16 protein-coding genes and 1 pseudogene are annotated in these 16,942 nt (G+C 71.6%); 5 read left to right on the top strand and 12 right to left on the bottom strand.

Features of this window, described 5'->3' with window-relative positions:
* Nucleotides 1-67: 67 nt before the first annotated feature.
* The 7 genes from htpX to OG598_RS30295 all read right to left on the bottom strand — a co-directional run bounded on the left by htpX (nt 68) and on the right by OG598_RS30295 (nt 7,597).
* Entirely contained in the window at nt 68-943 is an 876-nt protein-coding gene (gene htpX / locus OG598_RS30325; RefSeq protein WP_124858758.1) for a zinc metalloprotease HtpX, read from the bottom strand.
* Nucleotides 944-1,058: 115 nt separating this feature from the next.
* Complete coding sequence (locus OG598_RS30320) at nt 1,059-2,558, bottom strand: NADH-quinone oxidoreductase subunit N (protein WP_328652094.1); 1,500 nt, start codon at nt 2,556-2,558, stop codon at nt 1,059-1,061.
* 55 nt (nt 2,559-2,613) lie between these two features.
* On the bottom strand, nt 2,614-4,122 hold the full coding sequence (locus tag OG598_RS30315; RefSeq protein WP_328652093.1) for a complex I subunit 4 family protein: 1,509 nt from the start codon (nt 4,120-4,122) through the stop codon (nt 2,614-2,616).
* Nucleotides 4,119-6,050 (bottom strand): NADH-quinone oxidoreductase subunit 5 family protein, encoded by a 1,932-nt coding sequence (locus OG598_RS30310; RefSeq protein WP_328652092.1) that lies wholly within the window; start codon nt 6,048-6,050, stop codon nt 4,119-4,121. Before OG598_RS30310 ends, OG598_RS30315 begins: the two co-directional genes overlap by 4 nt.
* Entirely contained in the window at nt 6,047-6,409 is a 363-nt protein-coding gene (gene nuoK / locus OG598_RS30305; RefSeq protein ID WP_328652091.1) for an NADH-quinone oxidoreductase subunit NuoK, read from the bottom strand. The genes OG598_RS30310 and nuoK overlap by 4 nt, the downstream gene beginning before the upstream one ends.
* Nucleotides 6,406-6,966, bottom strand: coding sequence for an NADH-quinone oxidoreductase subunit J family protein (locus tag OG598_RS30300; protein WP_328652090.1), 561 nt, complete (start codon nt 6,964-6,966; stop codon nt 6,406-6,408). The genes nuoK and OG598_RS30300 overlap by 4 nt, the downstream gene beginning before the upstream one ends.
* A gap of 25 nt (nt 6,967-6,991) precedes the next feature.
* Nucleotides 6,992-7,597, bottom strand: a complete 606-nt coding sequence (locus OG598_RS30295) for a NuoI/complex I 23 kDa subunit family protein (protein WP_328652089.1) — start codon at nt 7,595-7,597, stop codon at nt 6,992-6,994.
* 95 nt (nt 7,598-7,692) lie between these two features.
* On the opposite strand from OG598_RS30295, the gene OG598_RS30290 reads away from it, so the two are divergent.
* Nucleotides 7,693-8,265 (top strand): Uma2 family endonuclease, encoded by a 573-nt coding sequence (locus OG598_RS30290; RefSeq protein ID WP_238679537.1) that lies wholly within the window; start codon nt 7,693-7,695, stop codon nt 8,263-8,265.
* Here the strand turns inward: OG598_RS30290 and OG598_RS30285 are convergent.
* Nucleotides 8,246-8,674 (bottom strand): ester cyclase, encoded by a 429-nt coding sequence (locus OG598_RS30285; RefSeq protein WP_328652088.1) that lies wholly within the window; start codon nt 8,672-8,674, stop codon nt 8,246-8,248. The two genes, OG598_RS30290 and OG598_RS30285, sit on opposite strands and share 20 nt — an antisense overlap.
* Before the next feature lie 81 nt (nt 8,675-8,755).
* Here OG598_RS30285 and OG598_RS30280 point away from each other — a divergent pair, with 81 nt between their 5' ends.
* On the top strand, nt 8,756-9,775 hold the full coding sequence (locus OG598_RS30280; protein ID WP_328652087.1) for a glutathione S-transferase family protein: 1,020 nt from the start codon (nt 8,756-8,758) through the stop codon (nt 9,773-9,775).
* 114 nt (nt 9,776-9,889) lie between these two features.
* Here OG598_RS30280 and OG598_RS30275 read toward each other — a convergent pair whose 3' ends face one another.
* Nucleotides 9,890-10,852, bottom strand: a complete 963-nt coding sequence (locus OG598_RS30275; protein WP_091402514.1) for a complex I subunit 1/NuoH family protein — start codon at nt 10,850-10,852, stop codon at nt 9,890-9,892.
* Between the two features lie 293 nt (nt 10,853-11,145).
* Nucleotides 11,146-11,742: pseudogene (locus OG598_RS30270) on the bottom strand (NADH-quinone oxidoreductase subunit C); the annotation flags it as partial.
* Between the two features lie 105 nt (nt 11,743-11,847).
* Here OG598_RS30270 and OG598_RS30265 point away from each other — a divergent pair.
* Entirely contained in the window at nt 11,848-12,894 is a 1,047-nt protein-coding gene (locus OG598_RS30265) for a glucose 1-dehydrogenase (RefSeq protein WP_328652086.1), read from the top strand.
* A gap of 16 nt (nt 12,895-12,910) precedes the next feature.
* On the opposite strand, the gene OG598_RS30260 is transcribed toward OG598_RS30265, so the two are convergent.
* Both OG598_RS30260 and OG598_RS30255 read right to left on the bottom strand, forming a co-directional pair.
* Nucleotides 12,911-14,227 carry a DUF2252 domain-containing protein gene (locus tag OG598_RS30260; protein ID WP_328652085.1) on the bottom strand — a complete coding sequence of 439 codons (1,317 nt, stop codon included), beginning with the start codon at nt 14,225-14,227 and terminating at the stop codon, nt 12,911-12,913.
* Nucleotides 14,228-14,298: 71 nt separating this feature from the next.
* Nucleotides 14,299-14,880, bottom strand: a complete 582-nt coding sequence (locus tag OG598_RS30255; RefSeq protein WP_091402527.1) for an NADH-quinone oxidoreductase subunit B — start codon at nt 14,878-14,880, stop codon at nt 14,299-14,301.
* 219 nt (nt 14,881-15,099) lie between these two features.
* On the opposite strand from OG598_RS30255, the gene OG598_RS30250 reads away from it, so the two are divergent.
* Nucleotides 15,100-15,636, top strand: coding sequence for an RNA polymerase sigma factor (locus tag OG598_RS30250; protein ID WP_328652084.1), 537 nt, complete (start codon nt 15,100-15,102; stop codon nt 15,634-15,636).
* A complete protein-coding gene (locus tag OG598_RS30245; RefSeq protein ID WP_328652083.1) occupies nt 15,629-16,840 on the top strand; it encodes a hypothetical protein in 1,212 nt (403 codons plus the stop codon). Before OG598_RS30250 ends, OG598_RS30245 begins: the two co-directional genes overlap by 8 nt.
* The last annotated feature ends 102 nt before the right edge of the window (nt 16,841-16,942 follow it).

Below are 16,942 nucleotides of genomic sequence, written 5' to 3'. Positions count from 1 at the left end.
ACCCGGCGTGGCCGGGTACGGGCGGAGGCGGTCGATCAGTGGATCAGCGGGTCAGCGGGTCAGCGGGTCAGCGCTGGAACTGCACAGGCCCCGAGTTGCGGGCCATCTGCTCCAGCCGGGCGACGCGGTCCTCCATCTTCGGGTGGGTGGAGAAGAGCGCTGCCATGCCGCCGCCCCGGAACGGGTTGGCGATCATGAGGTGGGCGGTGCTGGTGAGCTGGCCCTGGGCCGGCAACGGCCGACGTCGGGCCACCGCGTCGATCTTGCGGAGCGCGCTGGCCAGGGCCAGCGGGTCGCGGCTCAGCTCGGCGCCGGAGGCGTCCGCCTGGAACTCGCGGCTCCGGCTGATCGCCAACTGGATCACCGTGGCCGCGATCGGGCCCAGGATCAGGGTGAGCAGCAGCACGGCCGGGTTGGGTCGGTCCTCGTCGTCCCCGCCGCCCAGCGGGATGAAGAAGGCGAGGTTCGCCAGCAGGGTGATGATGCTGGCCAGGCCGGCCGCCACGCTGGAGATCAGGATGTCCCGGTTGTAGACGTGGGACAGCTCGTGCCCGATCACGCCGCGCAGCTCACGGTAGTCGAGGATCTCGGTGATGCCCTGGGTCACGCAGACGGCCGCGTGCTGCGGGTTGCGACCGGTGGCGAACGCGTTGGGCTGGGCGGTGGGGCTGACGTACAGCCGCGGCATCGGCTGCCGGGCGTCGGTGGCCAACTCCCGGACCATGCGGTACAGCTCGGGGAACTGCGCCTCGGTGACCGGTTGCGCCCCCATCGAGCGCAGTGCGAGCTTGTCGGAGTAGAAGTAGGTGACGCCGTTCATGACCAGAGACACGACTACGGCGATGACCAGGCCGCCGCTGCCGCCGAACCAGTAGCCCACCGCCAGGATCAGGGCGCTGAGCAGGCCGAGCAGCGCTGCGGTCTTCAGACGGTTGTGGTGCACGATGTCTCCTTCGGTGCACGGATCGCCGGGATCCGCTGACCGGTATAACAACCCGGTACCCGCCAACCATCCGTCTCAACGCTGAGAGTTGACTGAGATCGGGGCCTCGGCAGGGTCAGCGGCCGGCCAGGTCGAGCACCAACTGCGGGGCGACGCCGAGCACCACGGCGGCCACCGTCGCCACCGCGAGCACCACCGCCACCACACCCACCACCGGTACGCCCGACGCTCCGCCACCGGCGAGCGCCGCGGCCGGGCCGGGCGTGGTCGGCGGCGCCCAGAGCGCGGCGGTGACCCGCAGGTAGTAGGCGAGCCCGATCACGGCGTTCAGCGCCACCACCAGCGCCAACCAGGCCGCGCCACCGTCCAGCAGCGCCCGGACCACAGTCACCTTCGCGAACAGGCCGGCCAGCCCCGGCGGCAGACCAGCCAGACCCACCAGCGCGAGACCGAACGCCGCAGCTCGCCACGGGTGCCGCCGGGCTGCCCCGCGCAGGTCGTCCAGCGTGCCGCCGTCCGCACCCGCCGGCCGCAGCGCCGTCACTCCGGCGAACGCGGCAAGCTCCAACACCACGAAGAAGACGGCGTACGCCACGGCGGCCGCGTACGCGGCGGACCGTGCCTCGTCCGTGCGACCGGCGGCCAGCGCCAACGCTCCCAACGGGGCGAGGATGTAGCCGGCCTGCGCGACGGACGACCAGGCGAGCAGCCGGACGGTCCGCCGCTGACGCAGGGCGACCAGGTTGCCGACGGTCATGGTGAGCACGGCGAGCAGGGCGAGCACCGGACCGGTCTGGTCCGCCGGCAGCGCCCGTTGCACCACGGCGAGCAGGGCGACCAGGCCGCCCAGCTTCGACGCGGTGGACAGGTACGCCGCCACCGGCAGCGGCGCGCCGTCGTAGGTGGCCGGCGCCCAGGCGTGGAACGGCACCGCCGCCACCTTGAAGGCCAGGCCGACCAGTAGCACCGCCACCGCGGCGGTGGTCAACGGCAGGTCCCGCAACTCCGGCTGCTCGGCGAGCAACGCGCCGAGCCGGTCCAGGTGCAGCCCACCGGTCACCGCGTACAGCAGCGCCGCGCCGAGCAGGGTCAGCGTGGTCGCCACCACGCTGACCACGAAGAAGGTCACCGCCGCCTCGGCGCTCGCGAGGCTTCCCCGGCGCAGGCCGACCAGCACGTACAGCGGCAGGGTCAGCGTCTCCAGGGCGACGATCAGCGTGATCAGGTCGCCGGCCGCGCCGAGCACAACGCCGCCGGTCATCGAGCAGGCCAACAGGAAGGCGTACTCCCCGACGGGTGACCGGCCGGCCCGTAGCGCGGGCACCGACAGCCCGAGCACGCCCACCGTGAGCAGCGCGATCACCACGGCGACCAGTGCCGCGCGACCGCCGAAGATCCAGGAGCAGTCGGCGCCCACGCAGAACGTACGCCGCTCGGCACCCGCCCCGACCAGCGCGGAGCCGACGGCAGTGCCGAGCGCGCCGAGCGCGGCCACGGCGATGGTGGCCCGTGGCCGGGCCACGACCAGATCGGTGATGAGCACGAGCACGGCCGTGCCGGCGGCCAGGTAGGCCGGCAGCAGAGCGACGCTGTCCACGCTCTGCACGACGTTCATCTGAGCCTGCCTTCGTTCGCGACTGCGGGGCTCCGCTTCGCTGCACTCCTCGCGCTCACCGGGAAACCACACCGATCAGGGCGTCGACGGGGGCCTCGGCGACGCCGAGGACCAACGTCGGCGCCAGCCCGATGGCCAACGCGAGCAGCACGAGCGGCACCCAGGCGGTCAACTCCGCACCGGCCAGGCCGGGGCCGACCCGACCGACGGCGGGGCTCGGCCGGTTGTGGGTGACCTGGCGCAGCAACCGCAGGAAGTACGCGGCGGTGAGCGCCCCACCGACAGCCGCCAGCACCCCGAGGGTGGTCCAGAGCGGGCCGCCCACCTGCACGGCGGCGATCACCGCGAACGCCTCGCCCCAGAAGCCGGCCAGCCCCGGCAGGCCCAGCGACGCGATCGCCGCGAACGCGAGCAGACCGGCCAACCGGGGCGCGGTCTCCCGCAGCCCGGACAGCTCGGCGAGGGTGCCCGTGCCGGTACGGTCCTTCACCGCCCCGGCCAGGAAGAACAGCAGGCCGGTGATCACCCCGTGGGCGACGTTGCCGATCAACGCTGCCTGGATGCCGGTGGCGGTCAGCGTGGCGACGCCCAGCAGCACGAAGCCCATGTGCCCCACGCTGGAGTACGCGATGAGCCGCTTCACGTCCGACTGGGCCAGGCAGACCAGCGAACCGATCAGGATCGCGGCGACGGCGAGCACGCCGAGCACCGGCGCCGCCCAGCGGGCGCCCTCCGGCGCCACCCCCACCGCGACCCGGATCAGGCCGTACGTGCCCATCTTGAGCAGCACACCGGCCAACACGACACTGCCCACAGTGGGTGCCTGGGTGTGCGCGTCGGGCAGCCAGGAGTGCAACGGCCACAGCGGGCTCTTCACCGCGAACGCCAACGCCAGCAGTGTGAACGCGGCCAACTGGGTGCCCCGGGACATCCCCGCGCCACCGGTCAACGTCACCAGGTCGGCGGTGCCGGCGGCGGCGACCACGACGTACACGCCGACCAGCAGCAACACCGAGCCGAACAGCGTGTAGAGGGCGAACTTCCGGGCCGCCCGACGCCGGTCCGCGCCACCCCAGCCGGCGATGATCGCGTACATCGGCAGCAGGACGACCTCGAAGAAGAGGAAGAACAACACCAGGTCCAGGGCGAGGAAGGTGCCCAGGATGCCCACCTCGACCACCAGCAGCAGCGCGACCAGCGCCCGGCCGCTGCCGCCGTCCGGAACCCGCCACATCGTGTACGCGCAGCAGAGCAACGTGAGCAGCGCGGTCAACACCACCAGCGGCCAGGAGATGCCGTCGACGCCGAGGTGGAAGCGCAACTCCAGACCGGGCACCCAGGGCAGGTCCAGTTGGTGCCACGGGCGCACGGCCGGCGCGTCCGCCGACCAGGCGACCCAGCCTCGACCGCCGAACACCAGCGGCACCGCGGCCAGCAGGGTCAACGCCGCCGCGACAGTGCCGACCAGCCGGGCCGCTCGGTCCCGGGGCGTCGCCGCCACCGCTACCGCGCCCAGCGCCGGCACCGCCAGCACCGCGACCAGCAACCCCTGCCCAAGCGTCATCGGTTAACTCCAACCAGGGCGGCGGCCAGGCCGATCAGCAGCGCGCCGGCCAGTACGCCTGCGGCAGCCCGGGGCAGCGCCGCGCGGTGCAGCGCGGCCAGCCCCGCGCCCAGACCGGACGCGGCTCGCCCGCTGCCCTCGACAGCGCCGTCCACCACCACCTCGTCACTCGTGCGCGCGGCGCGGGCCAGCGCGCGGACGGGGCGTACCACGAGGGTGCGCTGGACGTCGTCGAGCCGGAACGCGCGGGCGAAGACCGGCCGCAGCGGACCCAGCGCGGCAGCCGGATCGGCGGCCCTGTCGCGCCGCCAGCCCAGCGTGACCAGCGCGGCGCCGAACAGCAGGAACGCGAGCGGCAGCAGCACCCCCGGCCCCAGGTGGACCAGGCCGTCCTCGGAGCCCGCCACCGGCACGGTGGGGAACCGCAGGCGGTCGGCGAACACCCCGACGAACCCGGCCAGACCGAGCAGCGCGGCCGGCACGGCCAGCAGCAGCACCGGCCAGCGCAGCACGGCCGGCGGGTCGTGCGGTTGGACCAGGGGCAGGCGCGGGGTGCCGAAGAAGGCGCGCAGCAGCAGCCGACCTGCGTACCAGGCGGTGATCGCCACGCCGACCAGCCCGGCGATCCAGACGATCCAGCCCACCCAGGACGGGGCGGGGCCGGTGCCCTCCAGCGCTGCGGACTCGGCGACCGTCAGTACGCCGTCCTTGCTCCAGAAACCGGCCAACGGCGGCACCCCGGCCAGCGCGCCCAGGCCCACCACTGTGCACCAGAACGTCACCGGCATGCTGCGCCGCAGCCCGCCCATCTCCGACATCAGTGTGGTGCCGACGGCGTGGATCACCGCGCCGGCGGCGAGGAACAGCAGCGCCTTGAAGGCGGCATGGGTGAGCAGGTGGAACAGCGCGGCCGACGGTGAACCGACAGCCAGCGCGCCGGTCATGTAACCCAGTTGGGACACTGTCGACCAGGCCAGGACGCGTTTGATGTCGTCCTGGGCGGTGGCGGCGAGCGCGCCGAGCAGCAGCGTGATCGCACCGAGCACCCCCAGCACGGTCAGCGTCACCGGCGCGGCAGTGAACAGCGGGTAGAGCCGGGCCACCGCGTACACCCCGGCGGCGACCATCGTCGCGGCGTGGATCAGAGCGGAGATCGGGGTCGGACCGGCCATCGCGTCCGGCAGCCAGGTGTGCAGCGGGAACTGCGCGCTCTTGCCTGCCACACCGGCGAGCAGCAGCAGGCCAGCGGCGGTCAACGTCGCGCCGGAGTGGTCGTGGGCAAGCACGTCGGCGATCCGGAAGCTGCCCGTCGACACGCCCAGCAACGCGATGCCGAGCAGGAACCCGACGTCACCCACCCGGGTCACCAGGAACGCCTTCATGGCGGCGGCGGGGGCGTCGGCCAGTCGGCGGTCGTGGGCGATCAGGAGGTACGAGCAGAGGCCCATCACCTCCCAGCCGACCAACAGCATGATCAGGTCGCCGGCGACCACCACCAGCAGCATGGCACCGGTGAAGAGGCTGATCTGGGCGGCGTAGGGCGGGTAGCGGTGGTCCACGTCGACGTCGTCGTGCGGACCGCGCCGCAGGTAGCCGATCGAGTAGACCTGCACGGCCAGGGCGACAGCGGTGACCGCCACCGCTACCAGTGCGGCGGCGCCGTCCAGGCGTACGCCGAGAGTCACCGCCAGCCCGCCGAAGTCCACCCAGGTGGCCGACGTCTCCGTCGGCCCGTCGACAGTGAGCAGCAGCGCGACGGCCAGCGCCAACGCGCCGGCCGCACCCGCGACGCCGAGCGTCACCGCGGCCGTCCGGGCCCGGTCGCCGCCGGTCGCGCCGTCGCGCCGAGGGGCCGGTGGCAGCAGCAGACCGAGCAGCCCGGCGACCAGCGGTACGGCGGGCAGCAGCGCCCCGAGCAGCCCGGTCACCGGCTCGCCTCCGAGTTTCCGACGGCCGGCTCGCGCCCGCCGACGGGATCCGGCGACTCGGTGAGCGGCACGTCGTCCACTGCGACTGTCGCCCGCAGCCGGTAGAGCTGAAGGACGATCGCCAGCCCCACCCCGATCTCCGCGGCGGCGAGGACGATGACGAACAGCGCGAAGACCTGCCCCGAGTGCGGGAGCACGGCGCGGGCGGTGGTGTCAGCGGTGACCAGGATCAGGTTGACCGCGTTGAGCATCAACTCGACCGACATCAGCACCAGCACCGCGTTGCGCCGGCGCAGTACGCCGTACACGCCGAGGCCGAACAGCAGCGCGGCGGTGACGTACGGGATGACCGGCCTCACCGGCGCCCCCCGGGCTCGCTGTCGACCAGGTCGCCTGCCGTGCCGTTACGTTGCGGGGCGGCTCGGCCGATGTCCGGCCGGGACAGCACGATCGCGCCCACCAGCGCGGAGAGCAGCAGCACCGAGAGCACCTCGAACGGCAGCACCCAGGATTGGAAGATCTGCTCGCCCAACCGCTCGGCGGTGCCGGCGTGCGGCAGCGTGACGGTGCTCCAGTGGTACGCGTCGATCAGCAGGGCGGTCAGCCCCAGCCCGGCGCCGCCACCGATCAGCGCGGCCGGCCAGCCGGGCCGGTCCAGGTCGTCGGAGGCGCCGATCGGGGCCCGGGTCAGCATCACCGCGAACAGCAACAGGACCACCACCGCGCCCACGTAGATCAGCACCTGCACCCAGGCCACCAGCTCGGCGCTGAGCACCAGGAAGTCACCGGCCAACGCGCCCAGGCACACCACCAGGTAGAGCCCGGCCCGGACCAGGTGTTTCGTGGTCACCACCAGCACGCCGGCACCGACCGCCACCGCGCCGAGGGCGAGCAGCAGCACGTCCGCCCCGGTCACCGGGGCGCCCTTGCGGCTCGGGCGCTCACGACGCCGGGTCCTGGTCGGCGTCGGGGCGTACCGCCGGCGGAGCGGGACGTGCGGCGGCCGCCTTGCGCGCGGCGGAGGTCTCCTCCTTGGCCGGCTCGCCGTTCGGGTCGTGCGCGGGCGGCGGCGGAACGGTGGCCATCCACTGACCGAGGTGGTCCTTGTCGTGCAGCAGGTCCTTGATGTCGTACTCGGCGTACTCGAACTCCGGCGACCAGTAGAGCGCGTCGAACGGGCAGACCTCGATGCAGATGCCGCAGTACATGCAGAGCGAGAAGTCGATGTCGAACTTGTCGAGCACGTTGCGCTGGCGGGGGCGGGCGGCGCCGGGCACCACCACCTCCTCCTTGTGCGAGTCGATGTAGATGCACCAGTCCGGACACTCGCGGGCGCAGAGCATGCAGACCGTGCAGTTCTCCTCCGACAACGCGATAACGCCACGCGAGCGCGGCGGCAGGTCGGGGGCCACGTCCGGGTACTGCTGGGTGGTCGAACGGCTGGTCATCGTCTTGAGGGTGACCGCCAGCCCCTTCACCAGGCCCGCGCCGGGTAGGCCGCGTCCGCTGGCGTCATCGCGCTCGCTGGGGTCGCTCATGTCGACCATCCTGCCCTGTGGCCACGGCGCGCGCGACCACCACCCACAGGTCGACGGCGGTACCGTGGTCGCGGGGAGAACGAGCGCACCTGGAAGGACCTGCCATGACCGCCGCGCTGCAGAGCGACTACCCGCCCGAGAGCGGATGGACGACTGACGATCTGGACGCGCTGCCCGAGGATGGCCGCCGCCGGGAACTGCTCGATGGAGTGCTGCTGATGTCCCCCTCCCCCACCCGCACCCACCAGACCATCGCTGGCCACCTGATGGCCGCGCTCGACGAAGAATGCCCCGATGGCTACGACGTGACCCAGGCGGTCGAGGTGCGGATCAACCGCACCCGGTCCTTCATCCCCGACGTGCTGATCACCACGGCTGCCGCGGCGGCTCGGGAGCCGTCGAAGTACGAGCCGCACGAGGTGGTCCTTGCCATCGAGATCGTCTCACCGAGCACCCGCTCCATCGACCGGGTGTTGAAGCCAGCGTTGTACGCCCAGGCCGGCATCCCCTACTACTGGCGGATAGAGACCGAAGCCGCGCTGGAGGTCGTTACCTACCGGATCGACGCGGTGAACGAGGTCTACACCGAGACCGGGCGGTGGACGAAGTTCGTCGACACCGGCGAGCCCTTTCCGATCAATCTGCCGATCAGCCGGATCACGCCCCGGGTCCGCTGACGACTGCCGGTGGGAGCATCTCGACGCCGAGTTGTTGCAGCAACTGGAACAGCTCGTTGCAGCTCCACACCTCGACGATCCGGCCCGCCGTGTCGAAGCGCAGGAACGTCGCCCCCGAGTAGCTGACCACCTGCCCGGTCGGCGGCACCGGCCCGAACTGCCCGGCGTGGGTGCCGGCGGCCCGCCAGTGCACTGCCACCCGCTCGCCGGCCGCGACCACGTCGACGATCTTGTAGCGGAGGTCCGGGAAGGCGGCCCGGCGCTCGCGATGCCAGGCCAACGTCGCCTCCGGCCCGGTGCCGCCCAGCCCCGGGCACTCCTCGGCGACCAGCTCGTACGCCGACTCCTCCTGGCGGGCATTCCACACATCGGCGATGAACCGCCGGGCCGCCGCCTCCACATCCGTCATGCCGGCAGGGTATCCGGGACCACTGTGCGCCGTAGATCCGCGAGGATTGGGTAGAGACACTGACCAGACCGGGAGGGCGACGTGGGCGAGGAAAAAGGCGGCAAGTACGTCGAGCCGGGCGGCGAGTTCACCCGCGACCAGCGGTACATCGCCACCCGGATCACCGAGGACGGGCGCGACGGATATCCGGTCGAGCCGGGCCGGTACCGGCTGGCGGTCAGCCGGGCCTGCCCGTGGGCCAACCGACTGATCATCGTGCGGCGGTTGCTCGGTCTGGAGGACGCCATCTCGATGGCGGTGGCCGGCCCGACCCACGACGCCCGGAGCTGGACCTTCGACCTCGACCCGGACGGCCGGGACCCGGTGCTCGGCATCGAGCGCATCCAGGAGGCGTACTTCAAGCGCTTTCCCGGCTACGAGCGCGGCATCACAGTGCCGGCGATCGTGGACGTGCCGACCGGGCAGGTGGTGACGAACGACTACGCGCAGATGAGCCTGGACCTGTCCACGCAGTGGAGGGCGTACCACCGCGAGGGCGCGCCGCAGCTCTACCCCGAGCACCTGCGGGAGCAGATCGACGAGGTCAACGCCGTGGTGTTCCGGGACGTGAACAACGGCGTCTACCGGTGCGGGTTCGCGGGCAACCAGGAGGCGTACGACAAGGCGTACCACAAGCTCTTCGACCGGCTGGACTGGCTCACCGAGCGGTTGACCGACCAGCGCTACCTGGTCGGCGACACCATCACCGAGGCCGACGTGCGGCTGTTCACCACGCTGGTCCGCTTCGATCCGGTCTACCACGGCCACTTCAAGTGCAACCGGCAGAAGCTGAGCGAGATGCCAGTGCTGTGGGCGTACGCCAGGGACCTGTTCCAGACTCCCGGTTTCGGCGACACCATCGACTTCGACCACATCAAGCGGCACTACTACGAGGTGCACCGCGACATCAACCCGACCGGGATCGTGCCGCTCGGCCCCGACCTGTCCAACTGGCTCACCCCACACGGTCGGGAAGCGCTGGGTGGCCGCCCCTTCGGCGACGGCACCCCGCCCCCACCCCCCGCCGAGCCCGTAGACCCCGCACACACCCCGCTGCGCTGACCGGCCCTTGCCCTCTTGCGCGCGTCGATCTTGCACTTTCTGACGCCGAAATGCCCTACTCGGTCACTTTCGCCGGGACAGAAAGTGCAAGATCGACGCGGACGTTTGAGGGTTCTACAGGGCTATGCGGACTGCTGCGGTGAGGACCAGTTGGGCCAGGGACGCGGGGACCAGGACCAGCCAGCAGAGGCGTTGGAGTTGGTCCTCGCGTAGCCGGGGGTAGGACACCCGGAGCCAGATGATCACGAAGGAGACCGCGAAGATCTTGAGCAGCGTCCAGAGCCAGCCCAGCTGGTCGTCGGCGAACGGGCCCTGCCAACCACCCAGGAACAGCACGGTGGTCAGCGCGGCGATCACCACGATGCCGACGTACTCGGCGAGCAGGAAGAACGCGAACCGCAGACCCGTGTACTCGGTCATGTAGCCGAAGACCAGCTCCGAGTCGGCCACCGGCATGTCGAACGGTGGCCGACGGATCTCGGCCAGCCCGGCGACGAAAAAGATGATCATCGCGGGTGCCTGCCAGAGCAGCCACCACGGCTGCCACGCCTCGACGATGCCCGACAGGCTGAGCGTGCCGGCCGCCATCGCCACCGACGCGGCGGCCAGCACCAGCGGCAGCTCGTAACCGAGCAACTGGGCCGCCCCGCGCAACCCGCCCAGCAGGCTGTACTTGTTTGCCGACGCCCACGCCGACATCAGCACCGCCACCACCCCGACGCCGACCACGGCCAGCACGAAGAAGAGACCGATGTCCAACGGTTGCCCGACCAGGTCGTTCGGACCGAGCGGAATGACGAGCAACACCAGCAGGTAGGGCACCAGGGCCACCGCCGGCGCCAACCGGAACACCGCCCGGTCCGCCTCGCGCGGGGTGATGTCCTCCTTCTGCACGAACTTGACCCCGTCGGCCACGAGCTGCGCCCAGCCGTGGAAGCCGCCCGCGTACATCGGGCCGAGCCGGCCCTGCATGTGCGCCATCACCTTGTGCTCGGCCTGGCCGACAAGCAACGGCAGGGTGAGGAACGCGACCACCACGCCGCCGATCCGGATCACCAACTCCACCCAGAGCGGCATCAGGCCGTACCCCCGTCGTGGTCGCTCCGGCCATCGCGGCCCGGCGGGTCCGCGATCGGCTCGCCACCCGACGCGGCCGGGCCGGCGTCGGGCTTGCCAGGTACGGCCGGGCCCCCGCCGGGTTGGTCAGGTGCGGCCGGGCCTGCGTCGGGCGCGGGCTGGTCGGCAGGGACCGGGCCGTCGGTGGCGTCGGCCGGCCGGGGAGTACGCGCCGGACGGGCCCCCGGTGCGGGCCGCGCCGGACGCTCACGGGCCGGTCTGGCCGGGGTGCCACCACGCGGGCCCTCCCCCACCCCACCGGCGCCGGCCGGGGTGGGCGTGGGCCCCCACTCACCCGGAGCGGGAACGCCCGGCGGGCGGATCGGTCGACGACCGCCGCCGGCCTCGGATTCGCCCGGTTCCTTCGCACCCGGCCAGGGCTTCGCCACCCGGGAAGCCAGCACGAACTCCTTACGCAGCGGGTGACCCTCGAACTCCGGCGGCAGCAGCAGCGGCAGCAGCTCCCCATGCCCGGCGAAGTCGATGCCGAACATCTCGTGCGTCTCCCGCTCGTGCCATGCGGCACCGGGGTAGACGTCGACCACCGAGGCGACGGTGGGCGCGCCGCGCGGCAACCGGGTACGCAGCAGCAGGCCGTGACGCAGTCGCGTCGACCACAGGTGCGCCACCACGTCGAAGCCCTCGGCCAACTCGTCGACGGCGGAGAGCCAGTCGAAGAAGTCGCAGGCCAGTTCGGCGTCGTCACGGGCGGCGGAAACCGCGGCCAGCCAACTCGCGGGCGGCACGTCGACTGTGGCCCGGGCGAACCTCTGCCCGCCGGAGACCGACGGGGTCGCCTCGACCGGCGCGAGCAGCGCGACCAGTCGAGCGCCGACCTCTTCGGGAGTCATGCCGCTGATCCTAGTGCCGGCCGGGCCCGCACCTGGCCGCCGCCGATGCCCAACGATCTGCCGGCTTTGCGCGCGGCGCACGCCTCGGCGGGGAAAGATGAGGGCGTGCGCGCTGTGACGGTAAGACCAGGGGTCGCCAACTCGCTGAGCCTCGTCGAGGATCAGCCGGAGCCGGCTGCCGAGGAGGGCTCTGTCCTGGTCGAGGCGCTGGCGGTGGGGATCTGCGGCACCGATCACGAAATCATCGCCGGAGAGTACGGCGAGGCGCCGCCGGGTGCCGACCGCCTGGTCATCGGGCACGAGTCACTGGGCCGGGTGATCGAGGACTCCAGCGGCACCCTGCAACCCGGTGACCTGGTGGCCGGAATCGTCAGGTACCCCGACCCGGTGCCCTGCCCGAACTGCGCTGTCGGCGAGTGGGACATGTGCCGCAACGGTCAGTACACCGAACACGGCATCAAGGGCCTGGCCGGGTTCGCCCGGGACCGCTGGCGGGTCGAACCGCGGTTCGCGGTAGCGCTAGACCCGGCGCTGGCCCAGGTGGGCGTGCTGCTGGAGCCGACAAGTGTGGTGGCGAAGGCCTGGGACCACATCGAGCGGATCGGGCACCGGGCCGAGTGGCAGCCGCAAACCGTCCTGGTGACCGGGGCCGGGCCGATCGGTCTGCTGGCCGCATTGCTCGGCACCCAGCGTGGGCTCACCGTCCACGTGCTGGACCGGAACACCGAGGGGCCGAAGCCGGAGCTGGTCGCCGGGCTGGGCGCCACCTACCACACGGTGCCGGTCAACGACCTGCCCTTCGAGCCGGACGTGGTGATCGAGTGCACCGGCGCTCCCACAGTGGTCCTCGACGTCATGTGCAAGGCGGCCCCGACCGGGATCGTCTGCCTGGCCGGGGTGTCCAGCGGTGGCCGGAGCATCGACTTCGACGCCGGGGCGCTCAACCGGGCGCTGGTGCTGGAGAACAACGTGGTGTTCGGGTCGGTGAACGCCAACCGACGGCACTGGACCATGGCCGCGCAGGCGCTCGCCCGCGCCGACCAGGTCTGGCTCGAGTCGCTGATCACCCGACGGGTGCCGGTGAACCGGTACGCCGACGCGTACACCCCCGGGCCGGACGACATCAAGGTGGTGCTGGAGTTCGCGTCCTGAGCGACGCCGCGCCCGATCAGATGCCCGGCAGTCGACCGTTGCGGAACAGGTCGACGAAGAGCTGATGGTCCTGGCGGGCGCGCACCCCGTACGCGTGCGCGAAATCCACCAGGTGGGCGACGAATCCCGCCTCGTCGGCGTCCACCGCCGCGACGATCGCCTCCTCGGTGGAGTAGTCCACCAGGTCGTGACTGGATTCGTCGTCGGCGACCGAGTGCATCCGGGCCACCGCCCGGCCGAGGTCGACGAGAACCCCGGTCAGCTCCTCCGGCTCGTTCACGTCCGACCAGTCCAGATCGGCGGCGTACGGGGAGACCTCGGCGACCAGCTGACCGGCCCCGTTCAGCTCGGTGAAGCCCAGCCACGGGTCGGCGTGCGCCTGCAACGCCCGCTGCGACTCGGCGGTCCGGTGCCCCTGGTGCTGGAAGTAGCCGCGAACCGACTCGTCGGTGACGTACCGCGCCACGGCCGGCACCTGCGCCTGCTTCATGTAGATGACGACGTCGTTCTCCAGCGCCTGGGTGTGCCCCTCCAGCAGCAGGTTGTACGACGGCAGCCCGGCCGAGCCGATGCCCACCCCCTTGCGCAGCACCACGTCCTTGATCCGCGCCGCCACCGGGCGAAGTTGCGTCGAGGCGGTCGGCAGGGTGCCCAGGTAGTCCTGAAAGGCGGCGCTGACCAGGTCCCGGGTGGCGTCGTCGATCTCGAAGACCCCGTCGCCGATGGAGAAACGTCGCTCGTAGTTGTCGATGGTGGTCTGCGCGGCGAGCAGGTCCACGCGGGTGTTGAGCCGGGCCCGTTGGAGCACCCGGCGCAGCACCCCGTCGGCGTTGTCCAGGGTGATCGAACCGATCGCGTCGTCACCACCGGCGGCGATGGCCCGCAGCTCGGTCAGGTACGACCGGGCGAACCCGGCCACCAGCTCCCCGATCGCCGTGTCGGAGAGCGCCTTGCCGTAGCCGAGCAGCGCCACGCTGGCCGCGAGCCGGCGGAGGTCCCAGGTGAACGGCCCGACGTACGCCTCGTCGAAGTCGTTGACGTTGAACACGAGCTGCCCGGAGGCGTTCATGTAGGTGCCGAAGTTCTCCGCGTGCAGGTCACCGTGAATCCATACCCGGCTGGTCTGCTCGTCGGAGAACCGGTCGTCGGCGAAGTCGCCGAGCTGGTCGGCGTAGAACAGCGCGGCGCTGCCCCGGTAGAAGGCGAACGGCGACGCCGCCATCTTGCGGAACTTGCGGCGGAAGGCGGCCGGGTCGATCGCCATCGACGCGCCGAACTCCTCGGTGAGCACGTCGACGATGTGGGTGGACCGCTGGTCCGCTGAACTGCTCATAGTCCGCAGGCTAGTGCGGCGGGTCCACAACAGGGCGGCGAGCGCGCCGTCGTGGGTGGTGACTCACCCTGTCAGCTGGCGGTGGGTGGGCGTACCGGCGGGGCGGTGAGCGAGTCGACCGAGCGTGGCGCGGCGGCCTCGCGGGGCGGGGCGTCCAGCGGCGCGGCCAGCACGTCCCGTTGCGGCACACCCCCGATGCCGGACTGCTCGGCGGCGATCTTCTCTTGCAGGCGCAGGATGCCGTGCAGCAGCGCCTCCGGCCGGGGCGGGCAGCCGGGCACGTACACGTCGACCGGGATGAGCTGGTCGACGCCCTTGGTCACCGAGTACGAATCCCAGTAGGGCCCGCCGCAGTTGGAGCAGGCGCCGAACGAGATGACGTACTTCGGCTCGGGCATCTGGTCGTAGAGCCGCTTGATCGCCGGAGCCATCTTGTCGGTCACCGTGCCGGAGACCACCATCAGATCGGCCTGGCGGGGGCCGTGCGCGAACGGGATCACGCCGAGTCGGATGAAGTCGTGCCGACCCATGCTGGTGGCGATGAACTCGATGGCGCAGCAGGCCAGACCGAAGTTGAACACCCAGAGCGAGTAGCGACGGCCCCAGTTCAGCACGAACCGGATCGGCTCGCCGAGCACTGCCGGTAGCTGCACGACCGCCCCCTCTCCTCACCGACAGTGAATCACAGACGGCGTCCGCGCGGTCCGGCGGTGATCGGCCCTAGGGGCCCACCAACTGTCCCGGAGCCGACAAGGATCGGCAGCGACTGACGCGCAACCTACTGGCGCGCTCGCTTGTGTGACCGGTGCTGGCGAACACACCGCCCGCAGCCGCCACGGGGAGGACGAGTGCTTGTGACACGAGAAGTGCGGGTGGGCGGACGCCCGCCGGACCTACCGGGAACCGCAACCTCCACGTCGGCAGAGCTGGTTTTCGACGACTTCTACCACGCCCACTTCCGGGGGCTGGTGGTGCAGTTGACCGCGTACACGGGTGACCGTGGGCAGGCGCAGGAACTGGTTCAGGAGGCGTTCTGTCGGGCGTACGCCCGCTGGGACCAGCTCGTCGGTTACCAGGACCCCCTGGCCTGGGTCCGTCGGGTCGCCTGGAACCTGGGTCACAACCGCTGGCGACGGCTGCGGACCGCCCAGCAGTGGCTGCTGCGGCAACGGGAGACACACGTCGCCGAGCCGAACCCGGACCGGGTCGCCCTCGACGCCGCGTTGGCGAAGCTGCCGCCGAAGCAGCGGCGGGCCGTCGTCCTGCACTACCTCGCCGACCTGACGGTCGCCGAGATCGCCGCCCAGGAACAGGTCGCCGAAGGGACTGTCAAGTCCTGGCTGCACCGGGGCCGCACCGCACTCGCCACACACCTGCGCGACACCAATGAGGAGGTGCGGGATGTCTGAGCAGGAGATTCTTGACCTCGCCGAAGAGTTCGCCCATTACCGCCGTACCGCGCTGGCGGAGGTGGAGGCGCCGGGCCCCGCCGCCGTTCGACGGACCGTACGAGGCCGCGGCCGACGCCGGTTGGCTGCCAGCGCCACGACGGCGCTCGCCCTGTTCGGGGGGTCGGCCGTCGGATACGCGGCGTTGAGCGGCCCGGACCACCGGCCCGGTCCGGTCGACCCGACGCCGAGCATCTCGGCGTCACCGACGCCGACGTCGACGCCGACGAGTCCGACCCCCAGCCCTGCCGGGACCAGTGCCAGCCCGACCACCCCCGCGCCGGACGGCCGGTTCAGCCGGGCCCAACTGTTGGGGGTGCCGGTGACCCTGCCGGCATGGCGGGCCGGGCCAGGCTGCCCGACGTCGCAGACGCGGCTCACCGCCGACGCCCGGGAGGGCGCGAACTGGCTCCTGGCGCTCGACCACGGCGACATCGACGGCGACGGCGCGGTGGAGACCGTGGCTCTCGTGCAGTGCGTGCTCGGCACCCGCGGGCCGATGCAGGTGGTCGCCTTCGACCGCGACAAGGAAGGAAAGGCGACGACCGTCGGCCGGGTGGTCGTGACCACCATCGACAAGCCGGAGTGGCTGTTCGCGCTGGATGTCGTGGGCGACGGCACGGTCCGCGTCCAGGTCGGTGACATCGCTCCCGGCGGTGGCTGGAACGCCAAGTGGTCACAACGGCAGTGGCGGGGCTACCGCTGGAAGGGTGACACCTTCAGCCAGGTCTCCGGGCCGACGAGCTTCGGTCCGAACCCGAACCTGGCGGACGTCGCGGTCACCACTGGCGACCTCGTGCTGAGAACTGCCGACGACGGCTCCCGGACAGGTACGGCCACGGTGCGGATTCGTAACCGGGGCACGGGCCCGGTCGCCCACGTGGTGCTGCGGTTGGGCGTGCCCGCTGTGGTGCGCGCGGACGTCGACGGGTGGAACACGTGCGCGGGCGTCCACGACAGCGTCGAACCGATCACCTGCCGCCTGGGTCAGCTGGCCGCCGGGGCGGAGATGCGGCTGGACCTGGACTTCCGGGTGCTCGAAGGGATCACGCTGAGCACTGACAAGGCGGACGTGGAGGTCCAGCCGATGGACGGCGAACGTGACGTCCTGCCGGACGTCAACAGAACCGACAACCTGGTTCAGATGAGGATGATCTACGGCTGACGGTCACCGGCCGCGTCGTACGCCACGGGGGCGCACGACGCGGCCGGCGCTCGCTCACCACGCGGGCGCTGACCCCGCATCCGACCCCGCTTCGCCACTCAG

Source organism: Micromonospora sp. NBC_00330 (genome assembly GCF_036136635.1).
GTDB lineage: Bacteria > Actinomycetota > Actinomycetes > Mycobacteriales > Micromonosporaceae > Micromonospora > Micromonospora salmantinae.
The sequence above is the reverse complement of the archived record's forward strand: the minus strand, read 5'-3'. Positions and strand labels throughout refer to the sequence as shown.